Raw genomic sequence first — 19,566 nt, 5'->3', positions numbered from 1 at the left:
GGATCTCAATGATCTTAAAAACAAAACTATTTGGACACACTTATGAGTTCAAATCACTCAAGGAAGTCATGGCAAAAGCAAATGAAGAAAAATCAGGAGATAAACTTGCTGGACTTGCAGCAGAATCTGCTGAAGAACGTGTGGCAGCAAAAGTTGTTCTTGCCAATGTTACATTAGAGGATTTACGTAATAATCCTGCAGTACCTTACGAAATAGATGAAGTAACACGTATTATTCAAGATGACGTTAATGAAAAGATTTATAATGAATTCAAGCATATGACAGTATCTGAATTTAGAGAATGGATACTGGATGAAAAAACAACAGGTGCAGATATTACAAGAGCATCAAGAGGAATAACTTCTGAAATTGTTGCTGCTGTTGCAAAATTAATGTCTAATATGGATTTAATTTATGGTGCACAAAAGATTCGCATTACAAAACATTGTAATACGACTATTGGTATGCCAGGTACCCTATCTAACCGTCTCCAACCAAATCATCCTACAGATGATCCAGATGGTATTATGGCGTCACTTCTTGAGGGACTTACCTATGGTGCAGGGGATGCACTTCTTGGTTTAAATCCTGTAGATGACTCTACAGAAAGCGTTGTACGTGTGCTTAAACGCTTTGAAGAGATTAAACAAAAATTCCAAATTCCTACTCAAACTTGTGTACTTGCTCATGTTACAACACAAATGGATGCTATCCGTAAAGGTGCACCAGCAGATCTTATTTTCCAATCTATAGCAGGTTCTGAAAAAGGTAATACTGCATTTGGTTTTAATGCTGCAACAATTGAAGAAGCAAGACAACTTGCACTTAAAGAAGGTACAGCTGAAGGACCAAACGTTATGTATTTTGAAACAGGTCAAGGATCTGAACTTTCATCAGAAGCGCACTTTGATACTGACCAAGTAACAATGGAAGCAAGATGTTATGGTTTTGCTAAACGTTTTGACCCATTCCTTGTAAACACTGTAGTTGGGTTTATTGGACCAGAGTATTTATATGACGGGCGCCAAGTAAGCCGTGCAGGTCTTGAAGATCATTTTATGGGTAAATTAACAGGGATCTCAATGGGATGCGATGCATGTTATACCAACCATATGAAAGCAGATCAAAACAGTATTGAAGACTTATCTGTTCTTTTAACAACAGCAGGATGTAATTATTTTATGGGAATTCCTCATGGTGATGACGTTATGCTTAACTATCAAACAACAGGATTCCATGAAACAGCAGCACTTCGTGAAATGTTTGGTTTAACAGCCATTAAACCATTCCATGAATGGCTTCTTAAAATGGGCTTCGTAGACGAACGTGGCCATTTAACAGAAAGAGCTGGCGACGCATCAATATTGTTCTAGGTAAAGGAGGCATAAAACGTGAATGAACAAGATTTAAGAAAAATGGTAGAACAACTTGTAGATCAAATGATTGGTAAAGAAACAGCAACCCCTACAGCAGTATCTGCTCCAACAAAAGCAAATGAATCTAGCTATAATGAAAGTCATATAGACCGTAGCGGATGCCTTGAAGACATTACTGCAATTGACCTTAAAAAACAATTTCTAATCAAAAATGCAAAAAATAAAGATGCTTATCTTGAAATGAAAAGTAAAACACCAGCTAGATTGGGTATTGGTAAAGCAGGAGCAAGATATCGTACAGCGACTATGCTTCGTGTACGTGCTGATCATGCTGCAGCACAAGATGCAGTATTCTCAGATGTATCAGAAGAATTTATCAAGAAAAATGACTTTGTTTTTGTCCAAACACTTTGTAAAGACAAAGATGAATATTTAACAAGACCTGACCTTGGTCGTCGTTTTGATGAAAAAGAAAAAGAAATCATTAAGAAAACTTGTGGGCAAAATCCAAAAGTACTCATTATTGTAGGTGATGGCCTTTCTTCTTCAGCTATTGAAGCGAACGTAGAAGATATGATTCCATCTATTAAACAAGGGTTGCAAATGTATGGCATTACAGTTGGGCCTATTCTTTTCATCAAGTATGCCCGTGTAGGTGCTATGGATGATATAGGACAAATTACAGGTGCAGAAGTTATTTGTATGCTTGTTGGTGAAAGACCAGGTCTTGTAACAGCTGAATCTATGTCAGCTTATATTGCTTATGAACCACGCCATGGGTTACCAGAAGCAAATCGTACAGTTATTTCTAACATTCATAAAGGTGGTACAACACCAGTTGAAGCAGGTGCACATACTGCAGAACTTATTAAGAAGATGCTAGATAAGAAAGCATCAGGTATCAACCTTAAATAGAGGAGGTTTATAACGTGAAGAACGATAAAATACGCCCTAACATTTTAGGGGTACGCATGATTTCAAACGTAAGTCCAGAACTTGCGAAAAAATTAGATCTTGGACCTCGACATAAAAGTTTAGGTATCATTACAGCTGATATGGACGATGTCACTTATACTGCACTTGATGAAGCAACAAAAGATGCAGACGTAGATGTAGTATATGCACGTTCTATGTATGCAGGCGCAGGTAATGCTTCTACAAAACTTGCTGGAGAAGTAATTGGTATTATAGGTGGACCAAGTCCAGCAGAAGTAAGAAGTGGGCTTAAAGCTGCGCTTACATTTATGCAAGATGGTGCACATTTTACAAGTGCAAATGAAGATGATTCTATCGTTTATTATGCACATACTGTATCTCGTACAGGCACTTATCTTTCAAAAGTTGCAGGCATTAGTGAAGGTGAACCTTTAGCTTATCTTATCGCACCACCACTTGAATCAATTTATGCTCTTGATGCAGCTATGAAAGCAGCAGATGTACGTTTAGTAGAATTCTTTGGACCTCCATCTGAAACTAACTTTGGTGGTGGACTTTTAACAGGTTCTCAATCCGCTTGCAATGCTGCATGCAGTGCTTTTGCAGAAGCAGTAAGATCCGTTGCAGACAATCCACAGGAATATTAATTCATGCGCACAGAGGCATTAGGTCTTATTGAAGTCATTGGCTATCCAACAGCTATTGAAGCAGCTGATTCTGCTCTTAAAGCAGCCAATGTAAAGTTAGCAAGCATTACTAAAGTTGATGGTGGAATTATGACGGTACAAATCTTGGGTGATGTAGGTGCTGTACAAGCCGCTGTGCAAGCGGGTGGAATGGCAGCAGCTAGAGTTGGAATGGTTCGTGCGACGCATGTTATTCCAAGAGTAGAAGCGTCTTTGTTTGACACTGTTCTCAAATTTAAGACAATACCACAGGTACCCGAAGGTCAAATATCTCTTAGCGAAAAAGGCATGCAAAAAGATAACACAACGATTACTAAAACTCAGACGTTATCTGATGAAGAAGTAAAAATTATACTTCCTCCAAAGATGCCAACAAGTAAAGAAGTGGAAATAGATGACCTTGCTGAAGATGAGATAGAAAAGAAAACGCCTAAGGTAGTAGAAGAACGTATTATAGGTCTTGAGGCAAAGAGTAATTCTGAATTACGAGCGCTTGTTGTAGAAAAGGGTATTGATATACCTGCTAAAAAACTCAATGCTACCAAAAAACAAGATCTTATAAGTATTTTAAGTGATTATTATCAACGTGAAGAAGGAGAAGTTTAATGGAGTTATTAGATAAAGACTTAGTATCCATTCAAGAGGTACGTAATCTTTTGAAAACAGCGTACCAAGCACAACAACAACTATCTACATTAAACCAAACACAAATAGATCGTATTGTTAAAGCGATTGCAGATGCAGGATATGCACACGCAGAACGCCTTGCAAAAATGGCCAACGAAGAAACAGGGTTTGGTTTATGGCAAGATAAAGTCATTAAAAATATTTTTGGTTCAAAAGTAATCTATGAAGCAATTAAAGATGAAAAAACAATTGGTATTTTAGCAGAAGACAAGGCAAATAAAACCATTGATATTGGTGTTCCTGTTGGGGTTATTGCAGGTATTGTTCCTTCTACTAATCCAACTTCAACTGTTATGTATAAAGCACAAATTGCTCTAAAAGGTGGTAATGCTATTGTATTCTCACCTCATCCAGGTGCAAAAAATGCAACATTAGAAGCCGTTAAAGTGATTAGTGAAGCAGCAGAAAAAGCTGGTATGCCAAAAGGTGCGATAGGTATTATTACAGTTCCGACAATGCAAGCAACTGAAGAGCTTATGAAGAGCCATTACACACGTCTTATATTAGCCACTGGTGGACCAGCAATGGTTAAATCAGCTTATTCTTCAGGTACACCTGCTATTGGAGTAGGCGCAGGAAATGGTCCAGCTNTCCAGGTGCAAAAAATGCAACATTAGAAGCCGTTAAAGTGATTAGTGAAGCAGCAGAAAAAGCTGGTATGCCAAAAGGTGCGATAGGTATTATTACAGTTCCGACAATGCAAGCAACTGAAGAGCTTATGAAGAGCCATTACACACGTCTTATATTAGCCACTGGTGGACCAGCAATGGTTAAATCAGCTTATTCTTCAGGTACACCTGCTATTGGAGTAGGAGCAGGAAATGGTCCAGCGTATATCGATAAAAGTGCAGATATACATTTAGCTGTTAAACGTATTTTAGATTCTAAGACATTTGATAATGGTACAATTTGTGCATCAGAACAATCTATTATTGTAGAAAAATGCATGGAAGAAAAAGTAACAGCTGAACTTAAAGCACAAGGTGCTTATATGCTTAATGCAGAAGAAAGTGATAAACTTGCTCACTTTATCTTACGACCAAATGGTTCCATGAATCCAGCAATTGTAGGAAAAAGTGTTGAACATATTGCTAAACTTGCAGGGCTCACAAATGTACCAGCTTCTAGTCGTGTACTTGTTGCACGTGAATGTAAAGTAGGACACGCAGCACCATACTCAAGAGAAAAGCTTGCACCAATCCTAGCATTTTATGTAGAAGACTCTGTAGAAGCAGTTCTTGAAAAATGTATAGAAATTCTTCATTTTGAAGGTAGTGGTCATACATTCTGTATGCATGCAAATGATGAAGAACTTGTAAAACGTTTCTCAATTCGTGTACCAGCTTCTCGTATTTTAATTAATACACCAGGTGCGCTTGGTGGTATTGGAGCAACAACGAACCTTTTCCCTGCACTTACACTTGGATGTGGCGCTGTAGGTGGAAGTTCATCTTCTAATAATATTGGACCACTTGATGTCATCAATATTAAACGTGTTGCTTATGGTACAAAAGAATTAGAAGAAATTAGACAAGAAGCACCAAGTGGAAGTGGTTGCTGTAACAAAGGTGATTACTCAGAAGCTATGGTAGATGCAATCGTTAAAAAAATTATGCAAGAATTAATATAAAAGGTGAAAAGGTAGAATACTAACAGCGTATTACTATTTTTATCACTCATGCAGAATTAGGAGGAAAACAAAATGGCAAATACAAATGCACTTGGAATGATTGAAACAAAAGGTTTAGTAGGTGCAATCGAAGCAGCAGATGCAATGGTTAAAGCAGCCAATGTAACACTTGTTGGCAAAGAACAAGTAGGCGGTGGTCTTGTAACTGTAATGGTAAGAGGAGATGTAGGTGCTGTTAAAGCAGCAACAGATGCAGGTGCAGCAGCAGCAGAACGTGTTGGTGAACTTATTTCTGTACACGTTATTCCTAGACCACATCAAGAAGTGGATGTTATCCTTCCAAAAGGACCACAAGCCTAAGTAAGGGAAAACTCTATAAAGGAGAAGTTTGTACAAAGCAAGCTTCTCCTTTATAGGGATAATAAATAGGGTGGAGGTCTAGTATGTCTGTTTTAACTGAAGAAGCCATTAGAATGATGCTCGCTCACCACGAGCTAAAAGAAAAAGATGCCCTCTATCTAGAACCGAAACAAATTGTTACCCCTGCGGCACGTGCCTATTTAATGGAAAAGGGTATTAAGCTTAAGATAAAAGGTCAAGATGATGATACAAAAGACACGTTAATAGAACAGAAAAATCATCATGAATCTAAAGATGGAGGAAATAAAAAGGAAGTGAAAGAGATGGCATCACAAGAAGAAACGTATGAGACGCTTTTTGGAGCAACTTTAACGACTAAACCGGAACATATGACTCATTTAAGAGGAAATGTATTAGTTTTTAAAGATCATCCGCGTATTGCTTTAAGAGGTGCTATTGATTCACTAGAAGCAGAAATATTAGTTGTGCAAATTATAGCTGAAAAACAAGGCTTGAAGCAAATGATTAAAGACTTAGAAGAAATTATACGATTCATCAGAAACTTATTACGTTGTGAAGTAAGTGGTGAACCCGTTGGAGAATTTAATTTGCAAGGATTAAGTGCAGAGGAATTACGTCAACATTCACATCATCCAAGTCAATATTATGGCATGCGTCATTTCTTGCCCAATTATAAACAAGGTGAAATCGTTGTTTATCTGAATAAATTACGTACGCTTACAAGAGAGGCAGAGCTTGTAGCCTATAAAGCTTTTAGTAATGAATATGGACAAGTTGAACGAGAAGATATTATAAAAGCTTTTAACCGTTTATCTTCACTATTTTGGATAATGATGTTTAAATATTTAACTGACCGCTATAAGGAATCTTAGTTAGAAAGGAGATATTATGACACAACTTTCAAATGCCATTGCAGATGCAGTGATTGAAGCACTCAAAAAAGAAGTGTTTATACCTGTAGAAGCATCAGGTAGACATGTTCATCTAAGTGCGAAAGATGCTGCAACGCTATTTGGCGAAGGCTATGAATTTACAAAAATAAAAGATTTATCTCAACCAGGACAATATGCTTGTAAAGAACGTGTATCGATTGTAGGGCCTAAAGGGACGATTAATAATGTTATTGTATTAGGGCCACTCAGAGGGGATACACAAATTGAAGTTTCGTCTACTGATGCATTATCACTTGGGATTAAGGTGCCTATACGACAAAGTGGAGAAATTATAGATACCCCAGGTATTACAATTTGTAATGGAGATAAGACAGTCAGTGCAAATCGTGGATTGATTGTAGCAAAACGTCATGTGCATATGACACCTGAAGATGCAAAGAAATTTAATGTAGCAGACAGAGAAATTGTTAAAGTTAAAGTAACGGGTGAACGTCCTGTCATTTTTGAAGATACGGTTATACGTGTTAATAAAAATTTTAGAACCTATATGCATATTGATTATGATGAAGCAAATTGCTGTGGCTATAATAAGGATAGCTTTGGAATTATTCTAAAATGATCAGAAAGTAGGTGACTTATGGAACGAGAAGCACTTATTGAAGACATTGTGAATGAAATATGTAAACGTTTTTCAAAGGAGCTTTGCAAAACAAATATAAGTAATCCTCTTATGGTCATGGGAGTATTAACAAATGAAGAGGAAAAGATGCTGGAGCACTATACGCTTTTGCCTTTTTCAAAAGAAATGAATGGCAATAAATTGCTACTTTGTGAACTTACTATCCCTCAAATGACTCATATTGCTTTAGGATATTATGATACACCTTTGGAACAAACTATATTAGAGATGCTTTTACAAGGTAAGGAAGTCTTTTTATTAGAAAGAGGTCTTGAATATAGAAAGTTTAAAGATACAGCCCCTCTCAAGTTATATGCACTTTATCATGAATATGAAAGTACATTACGTCAATATGGGGTTCGTATAATCAAAAACACAAGTGAATGTGTAACTTGGCGAAAAGAAGAGATACAACCTTTAGAAGAAACAAAACAAAAGACTCATGTATTTCAAAAAAAATTCTTACTAGAAAAGGATCTGATTGCAGCGAGAGTAGGATTTTATGATACATTAGAATTAACATCTCATTGTAAGATTACACCTTTAGCAGAGGAATTTATACGCACACATCACTTGAGTGTACAAAAGATATAGGGGAGGACTTAAATTGGACGTTGGAAGAGTTATTGGCAACGTATGGGCCACTAAAAAAGATGAAAACTTAAATGGACAAAAACTTCTTGCCATAAAGATTCTTTTAGATAAAGAACATGAGCGTGATGGATTTGTTGTTGCATCAGACATTGTTGGAGCAGGTGTTGGAGACCTAGTTCTTATTTCACATGGTGGAGGGGCTAGACATGCAGTTGGAAATTCAAAGGCACCTATAGATAGTGCAGTCGTAGGCATTGTAGATTCTATTGAGGTGTTAGATTATGAATAAAAGTATAGGTGCTTTAGAATTTCGAAGCATAAGTAAAGGCATTGAAGTCTCCAATGAGGTAGTAAAAAAAGCAAGTGTAGAAATTATTTATTTTAAAACCATTTGTCCTGGAAAGTTTTTAGTGGTTGTTACTGGTGATGAAGGTGAAGTGAATGTAGCGATTGATTATGGTGAAGATATAGCAGATGGTACTTTAGTAGATAGTTTTAAGGTACATGCTGTAAGTACGCCCATTATTCAAGCTTTTAAAAATAAATATGAATCAAAGACGATACATGATGCTATAGGTATTATGGAGACAAGTAAGGTATGTGCTGGAATCCGCGCATTAGACCGCGCATTAAAAGCAGGTGATGTGAAATTAATAAAACTACAACTCGCTTTTGGCATAGGAGGAAAGCTCGTCTACATGATAACAGGCACTTTGAGTAGTATAGAATATGGCTTTGAAGAGGCTAAACTTGCACTTAATCAAACAGAACGTACCAATATCTCAATTATTCCTTCACCTAGTGAAGAAATGACCAAATTCTTAGTTTAAGCAAAAATCTTACAAAAACAATTTAAATGGAGTGAAGACCCTATGAGTATTAATGAAATTATCATTTACATCATGGTATTTTTTGCAGTATTAGGAGCATTAGATAAAATTATTGGCAACAAATTTGGTTTAGGAGAAAAATTTGAAGAAGGTATTATGGCAATAGGTGCTCTTGCTATCTCAATGGTTGGGATTATTGCCTTAGCGCCAGTAATTGCAACACTTTTAAAACCTATTGTCGTACCTATTTTTGGATTTTTAGGAGCTGACCCTGCCATGTTTGCAGGTTCACTTATCGCTAATGATATGGGTGGTGCACCTCTTGCACAAGCACTTGCAATTGACCCAAATGCAGGACTTTTTGGTGGTTTAATTGTAGGGGCAATGCTTGGTCCAACTATTGTATTTACTATTCCTGTAGCTTTAGGAATTATTGAAGAACAAGATCGTAAATATTTAGCAACAGGTGTACTTGCTGGTGTAATTACTATTCCTATTGGCTCATTTGTAGGTGGACTTGTGGCAGGATTCCCATTCATGATGGTTATTCGTAACCTTGTTCCAATCATTATCTTTGCAATTTTAATTGCACTCGGACTTTGGAAATTTGAAGATGCCATGATTAAAGGTTTTACCTATTTTGGTAAATTTGTTGTAGCTGTTATTACAATTGGTCTTGCAGCTGGTATTGTGGAACAACTTACAGGTATCGTACTTATACCAGGTATGAATCCAATTCGTGAAGGATTTGAGATTGTAGCAGATATTGCTATTGTATTATCAGGTGCATTCCCACTTGTTTATGTAATTACAAAGGTATTCAAGACACCACTTATGAAATTAGGTAAAGTAATGGGAATGAATGATGTAGCTGCAGCAGGTCTTGTAGCCAGCTTAGCCAATAGTATTCCTATGTTTGGGATGATGAAAGATATGGATAATCGTGGTAAAATCCTAAACGTTGCCTTTGCAGTTTCTGCAGCTTTCGTCTTTGGTGACCATTTAGGATTTACAGCAGGATTTAATCCAGCTATGATTTTTCCTATGATTGTTGGTAAATTAGTAGGCGGTATTACAGCTATATTTGTAGCTATGTTTATTGCAAATAAAACACTTGGAAAGGAATAAATTCAATGGATTTAGATAAAAGTAGACTTGAAGCGCTTATCAAAGAAGTTTTAATAGAAAAATTATCTGGTACAGGATGCTGTAATGAACGTCAAGTAGCATCAGGTGTTATGGCTGTAAAAGTACCACAAATTAAGGTAAGCGAAAATGATCGTATGGATACTGGTGTTCCTTCTGATATCGTTTATACAAAGGATTTATTTACTCTTGAGGAAAGCCCAAGACTTGGATGTGGTATTATGGAAATGAAACATACTACATTTGACTGGACACTTAACTATGATGAGATTGATTATGTAATTGAAGGAAGCTTAAGCATTATTATAAATGGTAAAACAGTAACAGCAGGTCCGGGAGAACTTATCCTTATTCCAAAAGGCTCAACCATTAAATTCTCTGTTCCAGATTATGCACGTTTTATCTATGTAACGTATCCTGCTGACTGGGCAAACCAAGGTTAAAAAGTAAAGGCTATTGCAATGATGCAATAGCCTTTTTATTTATATTTAATATATTCTAGTCTGCCTTTAATGAATAAAATAAAAGTAAAGGTTTCAGTAGTGATTTTAACTACAGAATCAGTAGCATATGTAGCAATCTCACATATAGTTAAATCTCATTAGTATAATGCATAATAAACCTCCTAAATAAATATGGATTATTTTTACGATAGATTGATAATACTGAGTATAGAAATAGAAAGTGATAGATTTTTGAACAAAGACTGATTAGTCTGTGATACTTATCAAAATTAATTTTATAGACGATAGAGTAAAAATATAATATGATAGGTATAGTCTAAAAATAGCGATTAAAAGGTTATTTTGGATTATAACAAACTTCATATAGAGAAGTTATAATAGTTAAAATAAGTTCTAAGTTTGATATGAGTTATTAGAACAATAGGAGGAAATATGCTAAGAAAATTACTTAAATTTCTATTACATCGTGTAGTTATCGTTGGAACGTTTATAGCAATTCAAGCAGCAATATTGATTGGAATGATTTGGAAATTCAATAGTTATTTTGTTTATTTCTATGCTTTTTGTCTCTTGTTAAGTGCAGGTGTTGTTTTATATATTATTAGTAATAAAAGCAACCCAGGTTATAAGATTGCATGGATTATATTGATTCTTTTATTTCCTATCTTTGGTGGGCTTTTCTACGTTATGTTTGGAGAAAACAAACTAAGTAAAAAGCAGCGAGAAAAGATGAGTAGTATTGGAAATAAAATGACTAAATTACTGAAACAAGAAGACCCTGTATGGAATGAGATTAAGAGTGTAAGTGAAACAGCTTCAACACAATCACGTTATATTTGTGATTATGCGCTATGTCCACCTTATAAAAATACATATACAGAGTATTTGCCATTGGGTGAAATAGCATTTGAGCGTATGAAAGAAGAATTGGAAAAAGCAGAGCACTATATCTTTATGGAATATTTTATTATTCAAGAAGGTGTAATGTGGGATGGTATTCTTGAAATATTAGAAAGAAAAGTAAAGCAAGGCGTGGATGTACGTGTCATTTATGATGATATGGGGTGTATTTTAACCCTACCTTATGGATATAACAAAAAGTTAGAAAAAATGGGTATTAAATGTCAAGTATTTAATCCTTTTGTTCCTATTCTATCTGCTAGGTTTAATAATCGTGACCATCGTAAAATTCTGGTTATAGATGGCCATACAGGTTTTACAGGTGGGATCAACTTAGCAGATGAATACATTAATGCTTATGAAAAACATGGGCATTGGAAAGATACTGCGATTATGTTAAAAGGTGAAGGTGTATGGAGTATGACCAACATGTTCCTTACATTATGGGACTATATTGCAAATACAGATGAGGATTACGAGATATATCGTCCCCATGTGCATATGAAAGAAGTGGTTCAGGCAAATGGATATGTTCAACCTTTTACAGATAGTCCACATGATCATGAGGCAGTAGGTGAAACGGTCTATTTAAATCTTATCAATAGAGCTAAAAAATATGTTTATATCAATACCCCTTACCTGATTATTGATAATGAAATGATTACAGCACTTTGTGTAGCAGCAAAATCAGGTGTAGATGTAAGGATTGTCACACCACACATCCCAGATAAATGGTATGTACATGCCGTAACAAGAGCCTATTATGATGTATTGCTTGAAAGTGGTGTTAAAATCTATGAATATACACCAGGCTTTATTCATGCAAAAACATTTGTTGTAGATGATCTTTATAGTGTAGTAGGTACAATTAACTTAGACTATAGAAGCCTCTATTTACATTTTGAATGTGGCGTATGGCTCTATAAGACAGATACCGTAATGGATGTGAAAGCAGACTATTTAGAAACACTAAAAGTATGTAAAGAAGTAACCTTAGCAGAATCTCACTATGTTAAATGGTATAGAAAATTGGGACGTGCTGTACTTCGTATTTTTGCACCACTTATGTAGTAAGTATAAGGTTGTAGGATGTAGAGAAAAGCGTATAACTTTTTGCCAATAGGCTTTATAAAAAGGCAGACTAACTTTCTAGTATGGAAAGTTAGTCTGCCTTTTTACATTTTATATCAAATTAAAAACATAGCAACAATTGTAGTAACAACTAGGCCGACAACAACAGGAATAAGGTTACGACGTGCTAGTTCAAATGGGCTTACATTACAAATAGCAGCTACAGGAATAAGTGCCCATGGGATAAGTGTACCACCACCTACCCAAATAGCTGAAACTTGACCTAAGGCAGTAAGGACAGCTGCACCTCCACCAATAGCGTGGGAGAAAAGAGCTGCAACAGAACCGGCAAGAGATATACCAGAAAATCCAGAGCCATCAAGTCCGGTGATGGCACCTACTAATGTTAGAGTACCAGCAGCAACGCCAGAGTTCATAGGCATGCTATGTGCAAGCGCTAAACCTAAGTCATTGACTATACCTGTTGAGTTTGCAGGTAAGGCATTACCAAGAATTTGGAAGAAACCTGAATCGCCTAAATAAAAAAAGGCTGCAATAGGAATAACGGGGCCAAAAACCTTAAAGCCAAATTGAAAACCATCAATAAAGGATTCTGTAACCTTTTCTAGCCCTTTTTTCTTATAAGTGAGCATAGATAAAACGAGGAGAATGATAACAGCTGTACCACCAATAAGAGCAGTTGCATCACCACCTTGAAGCTTAAAGTAGAACATGGCTACAATATCTAATCCAAAAATGATAGGAATTAAAATGGCAAATAGGCGTCTTTGCCATGATTTAAGAAGCCCGGCTTCCTTTTTGACTTCAGCATTAACAGTAGGTGTTGTATCGATTTTACCTTGTTTCATATCTCTTTTAAGCATAATAAAGGCTGTAATGGTTGTGACTGCCCCCATAACAATAACAAGAGGAACAGAAGCTGATACAACTTCACTAACAGGAAGCCCCGCTGCATCAGCTGTAATTTTAGGTGCACCTTGAATAACAAAATCTCCGGAAAGGGCAATACCATGACCAAATAGGTTCATTGCAAGAGCAACACCAATAGGAGGAAGACCAGATCTAATAGCAAGTGGCAAAAGTACAGCACCTAATAAAGCAACAGCTGGAGAGGGCCAAAAGAAGAAAGAGACAATCATCATTAGAATACCAACAACCCAAAAGGTCACGTTCGCATTTTTCATAAGTTTTTCAAAAGGTTTAACCATAACGTCAATAATACCTGTTTGTTCTAACACCTTGCTCATAGCTACAATAACAGAGATGACTAAGATTGTAGGTGTCAGTTCTTTTATGGCATAACTAAAACTATTAAATATACCAGATATAGAACCTGTTAAAGTACCTGTCGCAACAAGTGCCAAGGCAAATACCCCTGCAATACAAATAAGAGAAGTGTCTTGTCGCGTAATTAAAAACAGAATGATAAAACCAAGGAATAATGAAAAAATAAGATGTAGTGTTGTAAGCTCAACCATCTAAGATGCCTCCGATTTTCCATAATAAGGAAATGATGATAATTCATTTTATGCAAGAAAAATGAGGGTGGTTATATTTTTTTTATGATTTAAATAAGCATATAAGGAATAACTCATTTGAAAAGTATAGAAGTATAGGATGAAAAATATGAGTTTATAAAATGGAGGGAATGGCATGAAGAACTTTGTTATTACAATTGCAAGAGGGTATGGAAGTGGAGGACGTACAATAGGGAAAATGCTTGCAGCAGACTTAGATATTCCATATTATGATCGCAACTTACTAAGACTGGCTTCGGATGATAGTGGCATTAATGAACAGCTATTTATAGAAGCAGATGAAAAAGTGAAGAATACATTACTTTATAAGGTTGCAAAAAATGTGTATAAAGGAGAAATTATACCACCAGATAGGGATGACTTTGTTTCAAACGAAAATCTTTTTAATTATCAAGCCAAAATAATTAAAGAATTAGCTATGAAAGAATCATGTGTCATTATTGGGCGTTGTGCAGATTATATACTTAAAGATGATGAGCAGGTCATTTCTGTCTATATTCATGCACCATTAGAAGCTTGTATACAAGGAGTAGAGAAGATTGCACCTGTCAAAAATCCTAAACAGCATATTTTAACAACAGATAAACGTCGTGCAGCTTATTATCATTATTTTACAGGGCAAGATTGGAAAGATGCAAATAATTATGATTTATGCTTGGACAGTAGTGCGCTAGGCTATGAGAAATGTATAGAAGTCATAAAAGCTTATTTAAAAATCAAGAAGAGTGAATGATAAAAGAGGTGATGCCAATAAGAAGGCATCACCTCTTTTATATGGAGTTATTAAGAACGTTTGTGAAGTTCTTGCTTACATTTTGGACAGGTAATACAAATTTTTCCTTTTCCACGGGGTACACGAAGGGTTTGATGACAATGGTTACATTTGAAGTATTTATAAGTCTTACGTTCTTTAAAACGCTTTTTATAAATGTTGAGTTGCTTTTGAATAGGCGTATAAAAACGTATAAACTTAAAGTTTTCTTGTTGACGTTTATAAAGATTTTTAGAAAGTGATCGGTAGTAAAAGAGAACAAGAAGGGCAATAGTTAATACAGTCAGGATGATACTGCGTGTAAAGAGACCTAAAATAGCAACTATAAAAGTTGTTGTAAAGATGGCAAGTCCTAGTTGATCTACACCATAGCGTCCAATCATGAATTGTTTGAGTTTTTCTTTCATATTAAAGCTCCTTTCAAAGTCTTTATCTATTAGTTTAAGTATAATGAAGAGACATTAAGAAAATATATAGATAACAAAATCACGTGTAAATCCTTTCGTATTGACAAAAAGCTTGATAAATTTTATGATGAAGGGCAGAGTATATAAAAAGAGAGGTAGACTTATGCTTTATTTAGACTATGCAGCAAATACCCCTGTAGATCCAAAAGTATTAGAAAGCTTTACAAAACTTTCTACTGAATATATTGCCAATCCTAATGCAGCACATACGTTAGGGAAGGCAGCAAAAGATAAATTAGATGATTATACAGCAGAAATTGCTTCGTTATTAGAAGTTAAACCATCAGAAATTATTTATACGTCTGGTGCCACAGAATCTAATAATTTAGCTATTATTGGAGCGTGTCATTATTATAAGAGATATGGTAAACATATTATTACAACTTATCTAGAACACTCATCTGTATCAAGTACAGCCACTTCACTGCATAACGAAGGCTATGAAATTGAGTTTGTAGACATTTTGCCAAATGGTGAAATTGATTTAGAGCATCTTAAAAGTTTATTAAGGTCAGATACCATTATGATTGCACTTAGTGAAGTAGATAGTGAGCTTGGTGCAAGACAGCCAATAAGTAAGATACGTGAACTTCTAGATAGCAAATACCCTCATTGTCTTTTACATGTGGATGCAACACAAGCTATAGGTAAAGTAAAAGTGCCAATGGAACATGTTGATCTTTTAACTTTCTCAGCTCATAAATTTTATGGATTAAATGGTTGTGGCGTCCTAATCAAAAAGGATAAAGTCATGTTAGAGCCTATTATCCATGGAGGGACAAGCACGACAGCCTTTAGAAGTGGTACACCAACCCTCGCTCTTATTGGAAGCTTAGGTGAGGCTTTAAAGTTGGCAGAAACAACGAGAGAAGCACGTTATGAATATGTATCTAGACTCAATGACCATTTAAGAAAAGGTCTTGGAGCTTATAAAAATGTAATCATTAATAGCCCGCTAGAAGGAAGTCCTTATATTTTAAACTTAAGTATTATAGGGATTAAAGCACGTGAAGTACAAGAAAGATTGGCAGAACGTGAAATCTATGTAGCAACTAAGTCAGCATGTTGTACTTTAAATAGTCCTTCTAGACCAGTATATGCCATTACAAAAGATCGTAAAATGGCTTTATCAACATTAAGAATAAGTTTAAGTCATTTAACTACTGAGGAAGAAGTCAAAGCCTTTTTAGTTCAGATAGGACAAGTTTTAGCAAGTTTCTAGAGGAAAAGAGAGATTAATACAAATACGTATATTTAATGATAAATCAGATAAGGATATGAAGATGAAAAGAGAACTTGAAAAATATGAGGTAATTGAACGTAGTATTATTAAAAAGTATCGTAAAACCATCTGGACAAAGTTTGTTCGTGCAGTGAATGATTATGAACTGATTAAAGATGGTGACAAGATTATGGTATGTATTTCTGGAGGGAAAGACTCTATGCTTCTTGCAAAATGTATGCAAGAGCTTTACCGTCATGGAAAACGTAATTTTGAATTAGAATTTGTTGTTATGGATCCAGGCTATAATGCCTATAACCGTCAAGTGATTATTGATAACGCAGAGTACTTAAATATTCCAATTAAGATTTTTGAAAGTAATATATTTGAAGTAGTAGCAGAAGTAGATGAAACACCTTGCTATTTATGTGCAAGAATGAGACGTGGTTACCTTTATAAATATGCACAGTCTATAGGATGTAATAAAATTGCTTTAGGTCATCATTTTGATGATGCTATTGAGACGATTTTAATGAGTATGCTTTATGGTGGAGAAATCAAAACCATGATGCCAAAGCTGCATAGTACCAACCACCCAGGTATGGAACTTATTCGTCCGCTTTATTTAGTAAAGGAAGAAGATATTATTGCATGGAAAAATACACATGATTTACGTTTTATTCAATGTGCATGTCGTTTAACAGAAAGCTGCTTATTAGGTGATCAAGGTGGCGGTTCTAAACGCCAAGAAATGAAAAATCTTGTGAAGAAGTTTAGACAAACAAATCCTCATATTGATATGAATATCTTTAGAAGTGTCCATAATGTGAATCTAGAAACCATTATAGGATATCGTAAAGATGGAAAAGACCATAGTTTTTTAGATGAATATGATAAAGAATAGTAAAAAGATATAGAGACTTCGGTTTCTATATCTTTTTTATTTTTAATATCATAAATTAATATTTTATTTATGTATAATAGAAGAGGGAGGGGAGCAAATGAATAAAGTAAAAGCAATATATGTACTCTTTATTATTATGGCCATAGCTGTATTTTATAGTGTCTATACATGGCCAAGTCAGCTCATGATTTGTGATTCAGAGTTTAAAGTAGCGTTTATACAAATAGATCAAATCCATCCTGAAGAATTGGATAATGATAAAATGATTTCAAGTGAGATCATTAGGGATGAGGAAACAATCAGACAGATTTTAGAATCTCTAGAAGCGTATAGTTTTAAAAAACAGCTTTATGTTCCAGGTCAATCTGTTAGAAGTAATACCACATCGGCGATTGAAATGACTTTTCATTATAAAGAGGAAAGTACATTTAAAATATATCGTTTTATTATTAAAGAAAATGGGGAAATAGTAGTGATGAAGGATGATGAAAAGGAGAATAAGCCTTACTCTATTAAAGGATTAGGCAAACAGCAAGAAAAAGTACTTTATAGGCAACTAGCAAAGATTATAGAAGAAAAGCAATGATAAATGCAAAGCATCCCTTTCACCAAAGGAACACTAATAGATGTGAGTTGAGCCTGTCTATGTGTTTAAGAGGGAGACGATTGGGGTTGGTTTTTGTGCGTTTTGGCATATCTATTGCTTCATCCAGATAAATCAATAGATAAAATGATACTCATCCTTGTATTATCCTAAACTTGTAAAAAAGTAGTAAAATCTTATATAATAGAAGAGTATGAAATAAAGTATAAAAATAATAAATTCTATAATAGATAAGAAAGAGGCGATACATATGAAGAGCATTAAACTTGGAACAAGTAGCCTACATGGTTCAGAAATTTCATTAGGCTGTATGCGTATGGCTGGTCATACAGTAGAAGAAGTACGTACATTGATAGAAACAGCTCATGAAGTTGGTATTGATTTTTATGATCATGCAGATATATATGGACAAGGTGAATCAGAGTCTTTATTTGGAAAAGCATTAAAAGAAACTTCAATTAAAAGAGAAGATCTAGTGATTCAAACAAAATGTGGTATTCGTCCAGGGTTCTTTGACTTCTCAAAAGAGCATATTTTATCATCAGTAGATAAAAGTTTACAACGTTTAGGAATGGACTATGTAGATGTTCTTTTACTTCATCGTCCAGATACTTTAATGGAACCAGAAGAAGTAGCAGAAGCTTTCCGTACACTTCGTGAAAGTGGTAAAGTACGTCACTTTGGAGTAAGTAATCAAAATCCTATGCAAATGGCACTTTTAAATCGCTATTTAGATGAAAAAATTATTATTAATCAACTTCAACTAAGTATTACCAATACAACAATGATGGATGCAGGGCTTAATGTGAATATGGAAAATGCAGCTGCAGTAAACCGTGACGGTAGTGTGTTAGATTACTGTCGTCTTGAAGATATTACGATTCAAGCTTGGTCACCCTTCCAATATGGTTTCTTTGAAGGTGTATTTTTAGATAATCCTAAGTTCCCAGAGCTTAATCAAGTTATTGACCGTATTGCAGCTGAAAAAGGTATTACCAATAGTGCACTTGCTGTAGCTTGGATCTTAAGACATCCAGCTCGTATTCAAACAATTGTAGGAACAACGAATCATGAACGTCTTAAAGCAATCGCTAAAGGAACTGAAATTGAACTTACAAGACAAGAATGGTATGAAATTTATAGAGCAGCAGGCAATATTTTACCATAAGGATTAAAAGGAACTTACATTGAATAAATTTTTCTTGAACTCATTATAATAACTTAGAAAGTTATTATTAAATGATGATAAAGAGAAGGGGTGGCTTATGCCAGTTACATTTCAAGGTAATCCGATTACTTTAGCAGGTCATGAGGTCAAAGTTGGTGAACGCGTTCCAGATTTCTTAGCAGTAAATAACAGTTTAGAAACTGTATCTGCAGAGACTTTTAAGGGAAAGCGTATTTATGTGAGTGTACCTTCGATTGATACAGATGTTTGCGACTTAGAAGTACGTCGTTTTAATGAAGAGGCAGTTAACTTAAAAGGGGCTAAAGTTTATGTCATTTCTATGGACTTACCTTTTGCACAAGCTAGATGGTGTGGTGCAAAGGGTGTAGATAAGGTAATGACCTTATCAGATTATAAAGATCATAGTTTTGCACATAACTTTGGAACTTATATTGAAGAACTGGGCTTACTTACTCGAGCAGTTTTTGTTATTAATGAAGAGGACGAAGTAGTATATGTAGAATATTGTAGTGAGGTTACAAATGAACCAGACTACAAAGCAGCTCTTGATGCTTTAAATAAATAAGATATAATAAA

General features: G+C 35.1%; 23 protein-coding genes. 21 read left to right on the top strand and 2 right to left on the bottom strand.

The window, feature by feature from the left end:
• The first annotated feature begins 8 nt into the window (after nt 1–8).
• From BN2390_RS09190 to cls, 15 genes are all read left to right on the top strand, one after another.
• Nucleotides 9–1,373, top strand: coding sequence for an ethanolamine ammonia-lyase subunit EutB (locus BN2390_RS09190; protein ID WP_053984056.1), 1,365 nt, complete (start codon nt 9–11; stop codon nt 1,371–1,373).
• A gap of 18 nt (nt 1,374–1,391) precedes the next feature.
• On the top strand, nt 1,392–2,291 hold the full coding sequence (eutC, locus tag BN2390_RS09185) for an ethanolamine ammonia-lyase subunit EutC (RefSeq protein WP_053984055.1): 900 nt from the start codon (nt 1,392–1,394) through the stop codon (nt 2,289–2,291).
• Between the two features lie 14 nt (nt 2,292–2,305).
• Nucleotides 2,306–2,959: an ethanolamine utilization microcompartment protein EutL gene (gene eutL / locus BN2390_RS09180; protein ID WP_053984054.1), complete on the top strand. Its 654-nt coding sequence runs from the start codon at nt 2,306–2,308 to the stop codon at nt 2,957–2,959.
• A gap of 3 nt (nt 2,960–2,962) precedes the next feature.
• On the top strand, nt 2,963–3,604 hold the full coding sequence (locus BN2390_RS22245; protein ID WP_082238707.1) for a BMC domain-containing protein: 642 nt from the start codon (nt 2,963–2,965) through the stop codon (nt 3,602–3,604).
• A complete protein-coding gene (locus BN2390_RS09170; protein WP_053984053.1) occupies nt 3,604–4,302 on the top strand; it encodes an aldehyde dehydrogenase family protein in 699 nt (232 codons plus the stop codon). The genes BN2390_RS22245 and BN2390_RS09170 overlap by 1 nt, the downstream gene beginning before the upstream one ends.
• A gap of 11 nt (nt 4,303–4,313) precedes the next feature.
• Complete coding sequence (locus BN2390_RS09165) at nt 4,314–5,315, top strand: aldehyde dehydrogenase family protein (protein WP_053984052.1); 1,002 nt, start codon at nt 4,314–4,316, stop codon at nt 5,313–5,315.
• Between the two features lie 72 nt (nt 5,316–5,387).
• Nucleotides 5,388–5,675 carry an ethanolamine utilization microcompartment protein EutM gene (gene eutM, locus BN2390_RS09160; RefSeq protein ID WP_053984051.1) on the top strand — a complete coding sequence of 96 codons (288 nt, stop codon included), beginning with the start codon at nt 5,388–5,390 and terminating at the stop codon, nt 5,673–5,675.
• An 83-nt stretch (nt 5,676–5,758) separates the two neighbouring features.
• The gene (locus BN2390_RS09155) at nt 5,759–6,568 is read left to right on the top strand and encodes a cobalamin adenosyltransferase (protein WP_053984050.1); all 810 of its coding nucleotides are present in this window, start codon (nt 5,759–5,761) and stop codon (nt 6,566–6,568) included.
• A gap of 16 nt (nt 6,569–6,584) precedes the next feature.
• Entirely contained in the window at nt 6,585–7,208 is a 624-nt protein-coding gene (gene eutD / locus BN2390_RS09150) for an ethanolamine utilization phosphate acetyltransferase EutD (RefSeq protein WP_053984049.1), read from the top strand.
• An 18-nt stretch (nt 7,209–7,226) separates the two neighbouring features.
• Nucleotides 7,227–7,862, top strand: a complete 636-nt coding sequence (locus BN2390_RS09145; protein WP_053984048.1) for a hypothetical protein — start codon at nt 7,227–7,229, stop codon at nt 7,860–7,862.
• Between the two features lie 13 nt (nt 7,863–7,875).
• On the top strand, nt 7,876–8,151 hold the full coding sequence (locus BN2390_RS09140; protein WP_053984047.1) for a EutN/CcmL family microcompartment protein: 276 nt from the start codon (nt 7,876–7,878) through the stop codon (nt 8,149–8,151).
• A complete protein-coding gene (locus BN2390_RS09135) occupies nt 8,144–8,692 on the top strand; it encodes a BMC domain-containing protein (protein WP_053984046.1) in 549 nt (182 codons plus the stop codon). Before BN2390_RS09140 ends, BN2390_RS09135 begins: the two co-directional genes overlap by 8 nt.
• Nucleotides 8,693–8,734: 42 nt before the next feature.
• Nucleotides 8,735–9,820, top strand: coding sequence for an ethanolamine utilization protein EutH (gene eutH / locus BN2390_RS09130; protein WP_053984045.1), 1,086 nt, complete (start codon nt 8,735–8,737; stop codon nt 9,818–9,820).
• 5 nt (nt 9,821–9,825) lie between these two features.
• Nucleotides 9,826–10,281, top strand: coding sequence for a cupin domain-containing protein (locus BN2390_RS09125; RefSeq protein ID WP_053984044.1), 456 nt, complete (start codon nt 9,826–9,828; stop codon nt 10,279–10,281).
• A gap of 453 nt (nt 10,282–10,734) precedes the next feature.
• Nucleotides 10,735–12,273 (top strand): cardiolipin synthase, encoded by a 1,539-nt coding sequence (gene cls / locus BN2390_RS09120; RefSeq protein ID WP_053984043.1) that lies wholly within the window; start codon nt 10,735–10,737, stop codon nt 12,271–12,273.
• Between the two features lie 116 nt (nt 12,274–12,389).
• Here the strand turns inward: cls and BN2390_RS09115 are convergent, their stop codons facing one another.
• Nucleotides 12,390–13,772, bottom strand: a complete 1,383-nt coding sequence (locus tag BN2390_RS09115; protein ID WP_053984042.1) for a hypothetical protein — start codon at nt 13,770–13,772, stop codon at nt 12,390–12,392.
• A 175-nt stretch (nt 13,773–13,947) separates the two neighbouring features.
• On the opposite strand from BN2390_RS09115, the gene BN2390_RS09110 reads away from it, so the two are divergent.
• On the top strand, nt 13,948–14,565 hold the full coding sequence (locus tag BN2390_RS09110; protein WP_053984041.1) for a cytidylate kinase-like family protein: 618 nt from the start codon (nt 13,948–13,950) through the stop codon (nt 14,563–14,565).
• 50 nt (nt 14,566–14,615) lie between these two features.
• Here the strand turns inward: BN2390_RS09110 and BN2390_RS09105 are convergent, their stop codons facing one another.
• Nucleotides 14,616–15,011 (bottom strand): hypothetical protein, encoded by a 396-nt coding sequence (locus BN2390_RS09105; protein WP_053984040.1) that lies wholly within the window; start codon nt 15,009–15,011, stop codon nt 14,616–14,618.
• Nucleotides 15,012–15,174: 163 nt separating this feature from the next.
• Between BN2390_RS09105 and BN2390_RS09100 the strand changes: the two genes are divergently transcribed.
• From BN2390_RS09100 to tpx, 5 genes are all read left to right on the top strand, one after another.
• The gene (locus BN2390_RS09100; protein ID WP_053984039.1) at nt 15,175–16,293 is read left to right on the top strand and encodes a cysteine desulfurase family protein; all 1,119 of its coding nucleotides are present in this window, start codon (nt 15,175–15,177) and stop codon (nt 16,291–16,293) included.
• A 28-nt stretch (nt 16,294–16,321) separates the two neighbouring features.
• A complete protein-coding gene (locus tag BN2390_RS09095) occupies nt 16,322–17,197 on the top strand; it encodes a tRNA lysidine(34) synthetase (RefSeq protein ID WP_408633740.1) in 876 nt (291 codons plus the stop codon).
• Nucleotides 17,198–17,294: 97 nt separating this feature from the next.
• Nucleotides 17,295–17,783 (top strand): hypothetical protein, encoded by a 489-nt coding sequence (locus BN2390_RS09090; protein WP_053984037.1) that lies wholly within the window; start codon nt 17,295–17,297, stop codon nt 17,781–17,783.
• A gap of 268 nt (nt 17,784–18,051) precedes the next feature.
• Nucleotides 18,052–18,969: an aldo/keto reductase gene (locus BN2390_RS09085; protein ID WP_053984036.1), complete on the top strand. Its 918-nt coding sequence runs from the start codon at nt 18,052–18,054 to the stop codon at nt 18,967–18,969.
• A gap of 97 nt (nt 18,970–19,066) precedes the next feature.
• The gene (gene tpx / locus BN2390_RS09080; protein ID WP_053984035.1) at nt 19,067–19,555 is read left to right on the top strand and encodes a thiol peroxidase; all 489 of its coding nucleotides are present in this window, start codon (nt 19,067–19,069) and stop codon (nt 19,553–19,555) included.
• Nucleotides 19,556–19,566 lie beyond the last annotated feature (11 nt).

It is taken from the genome of Niameybacter massiliensis, assembly GCF_001282685.1.
GTDB lineage: Bacteria > Bacillota > Clostridia > Lachnospirales > Cellulosilyticaceae > Holtiella > Holtiella tumoricola.
Note: the sequence above shows the minus strand (reverse complement) of the source record. Positions and strands in the feature narration are given on the sequence as shown.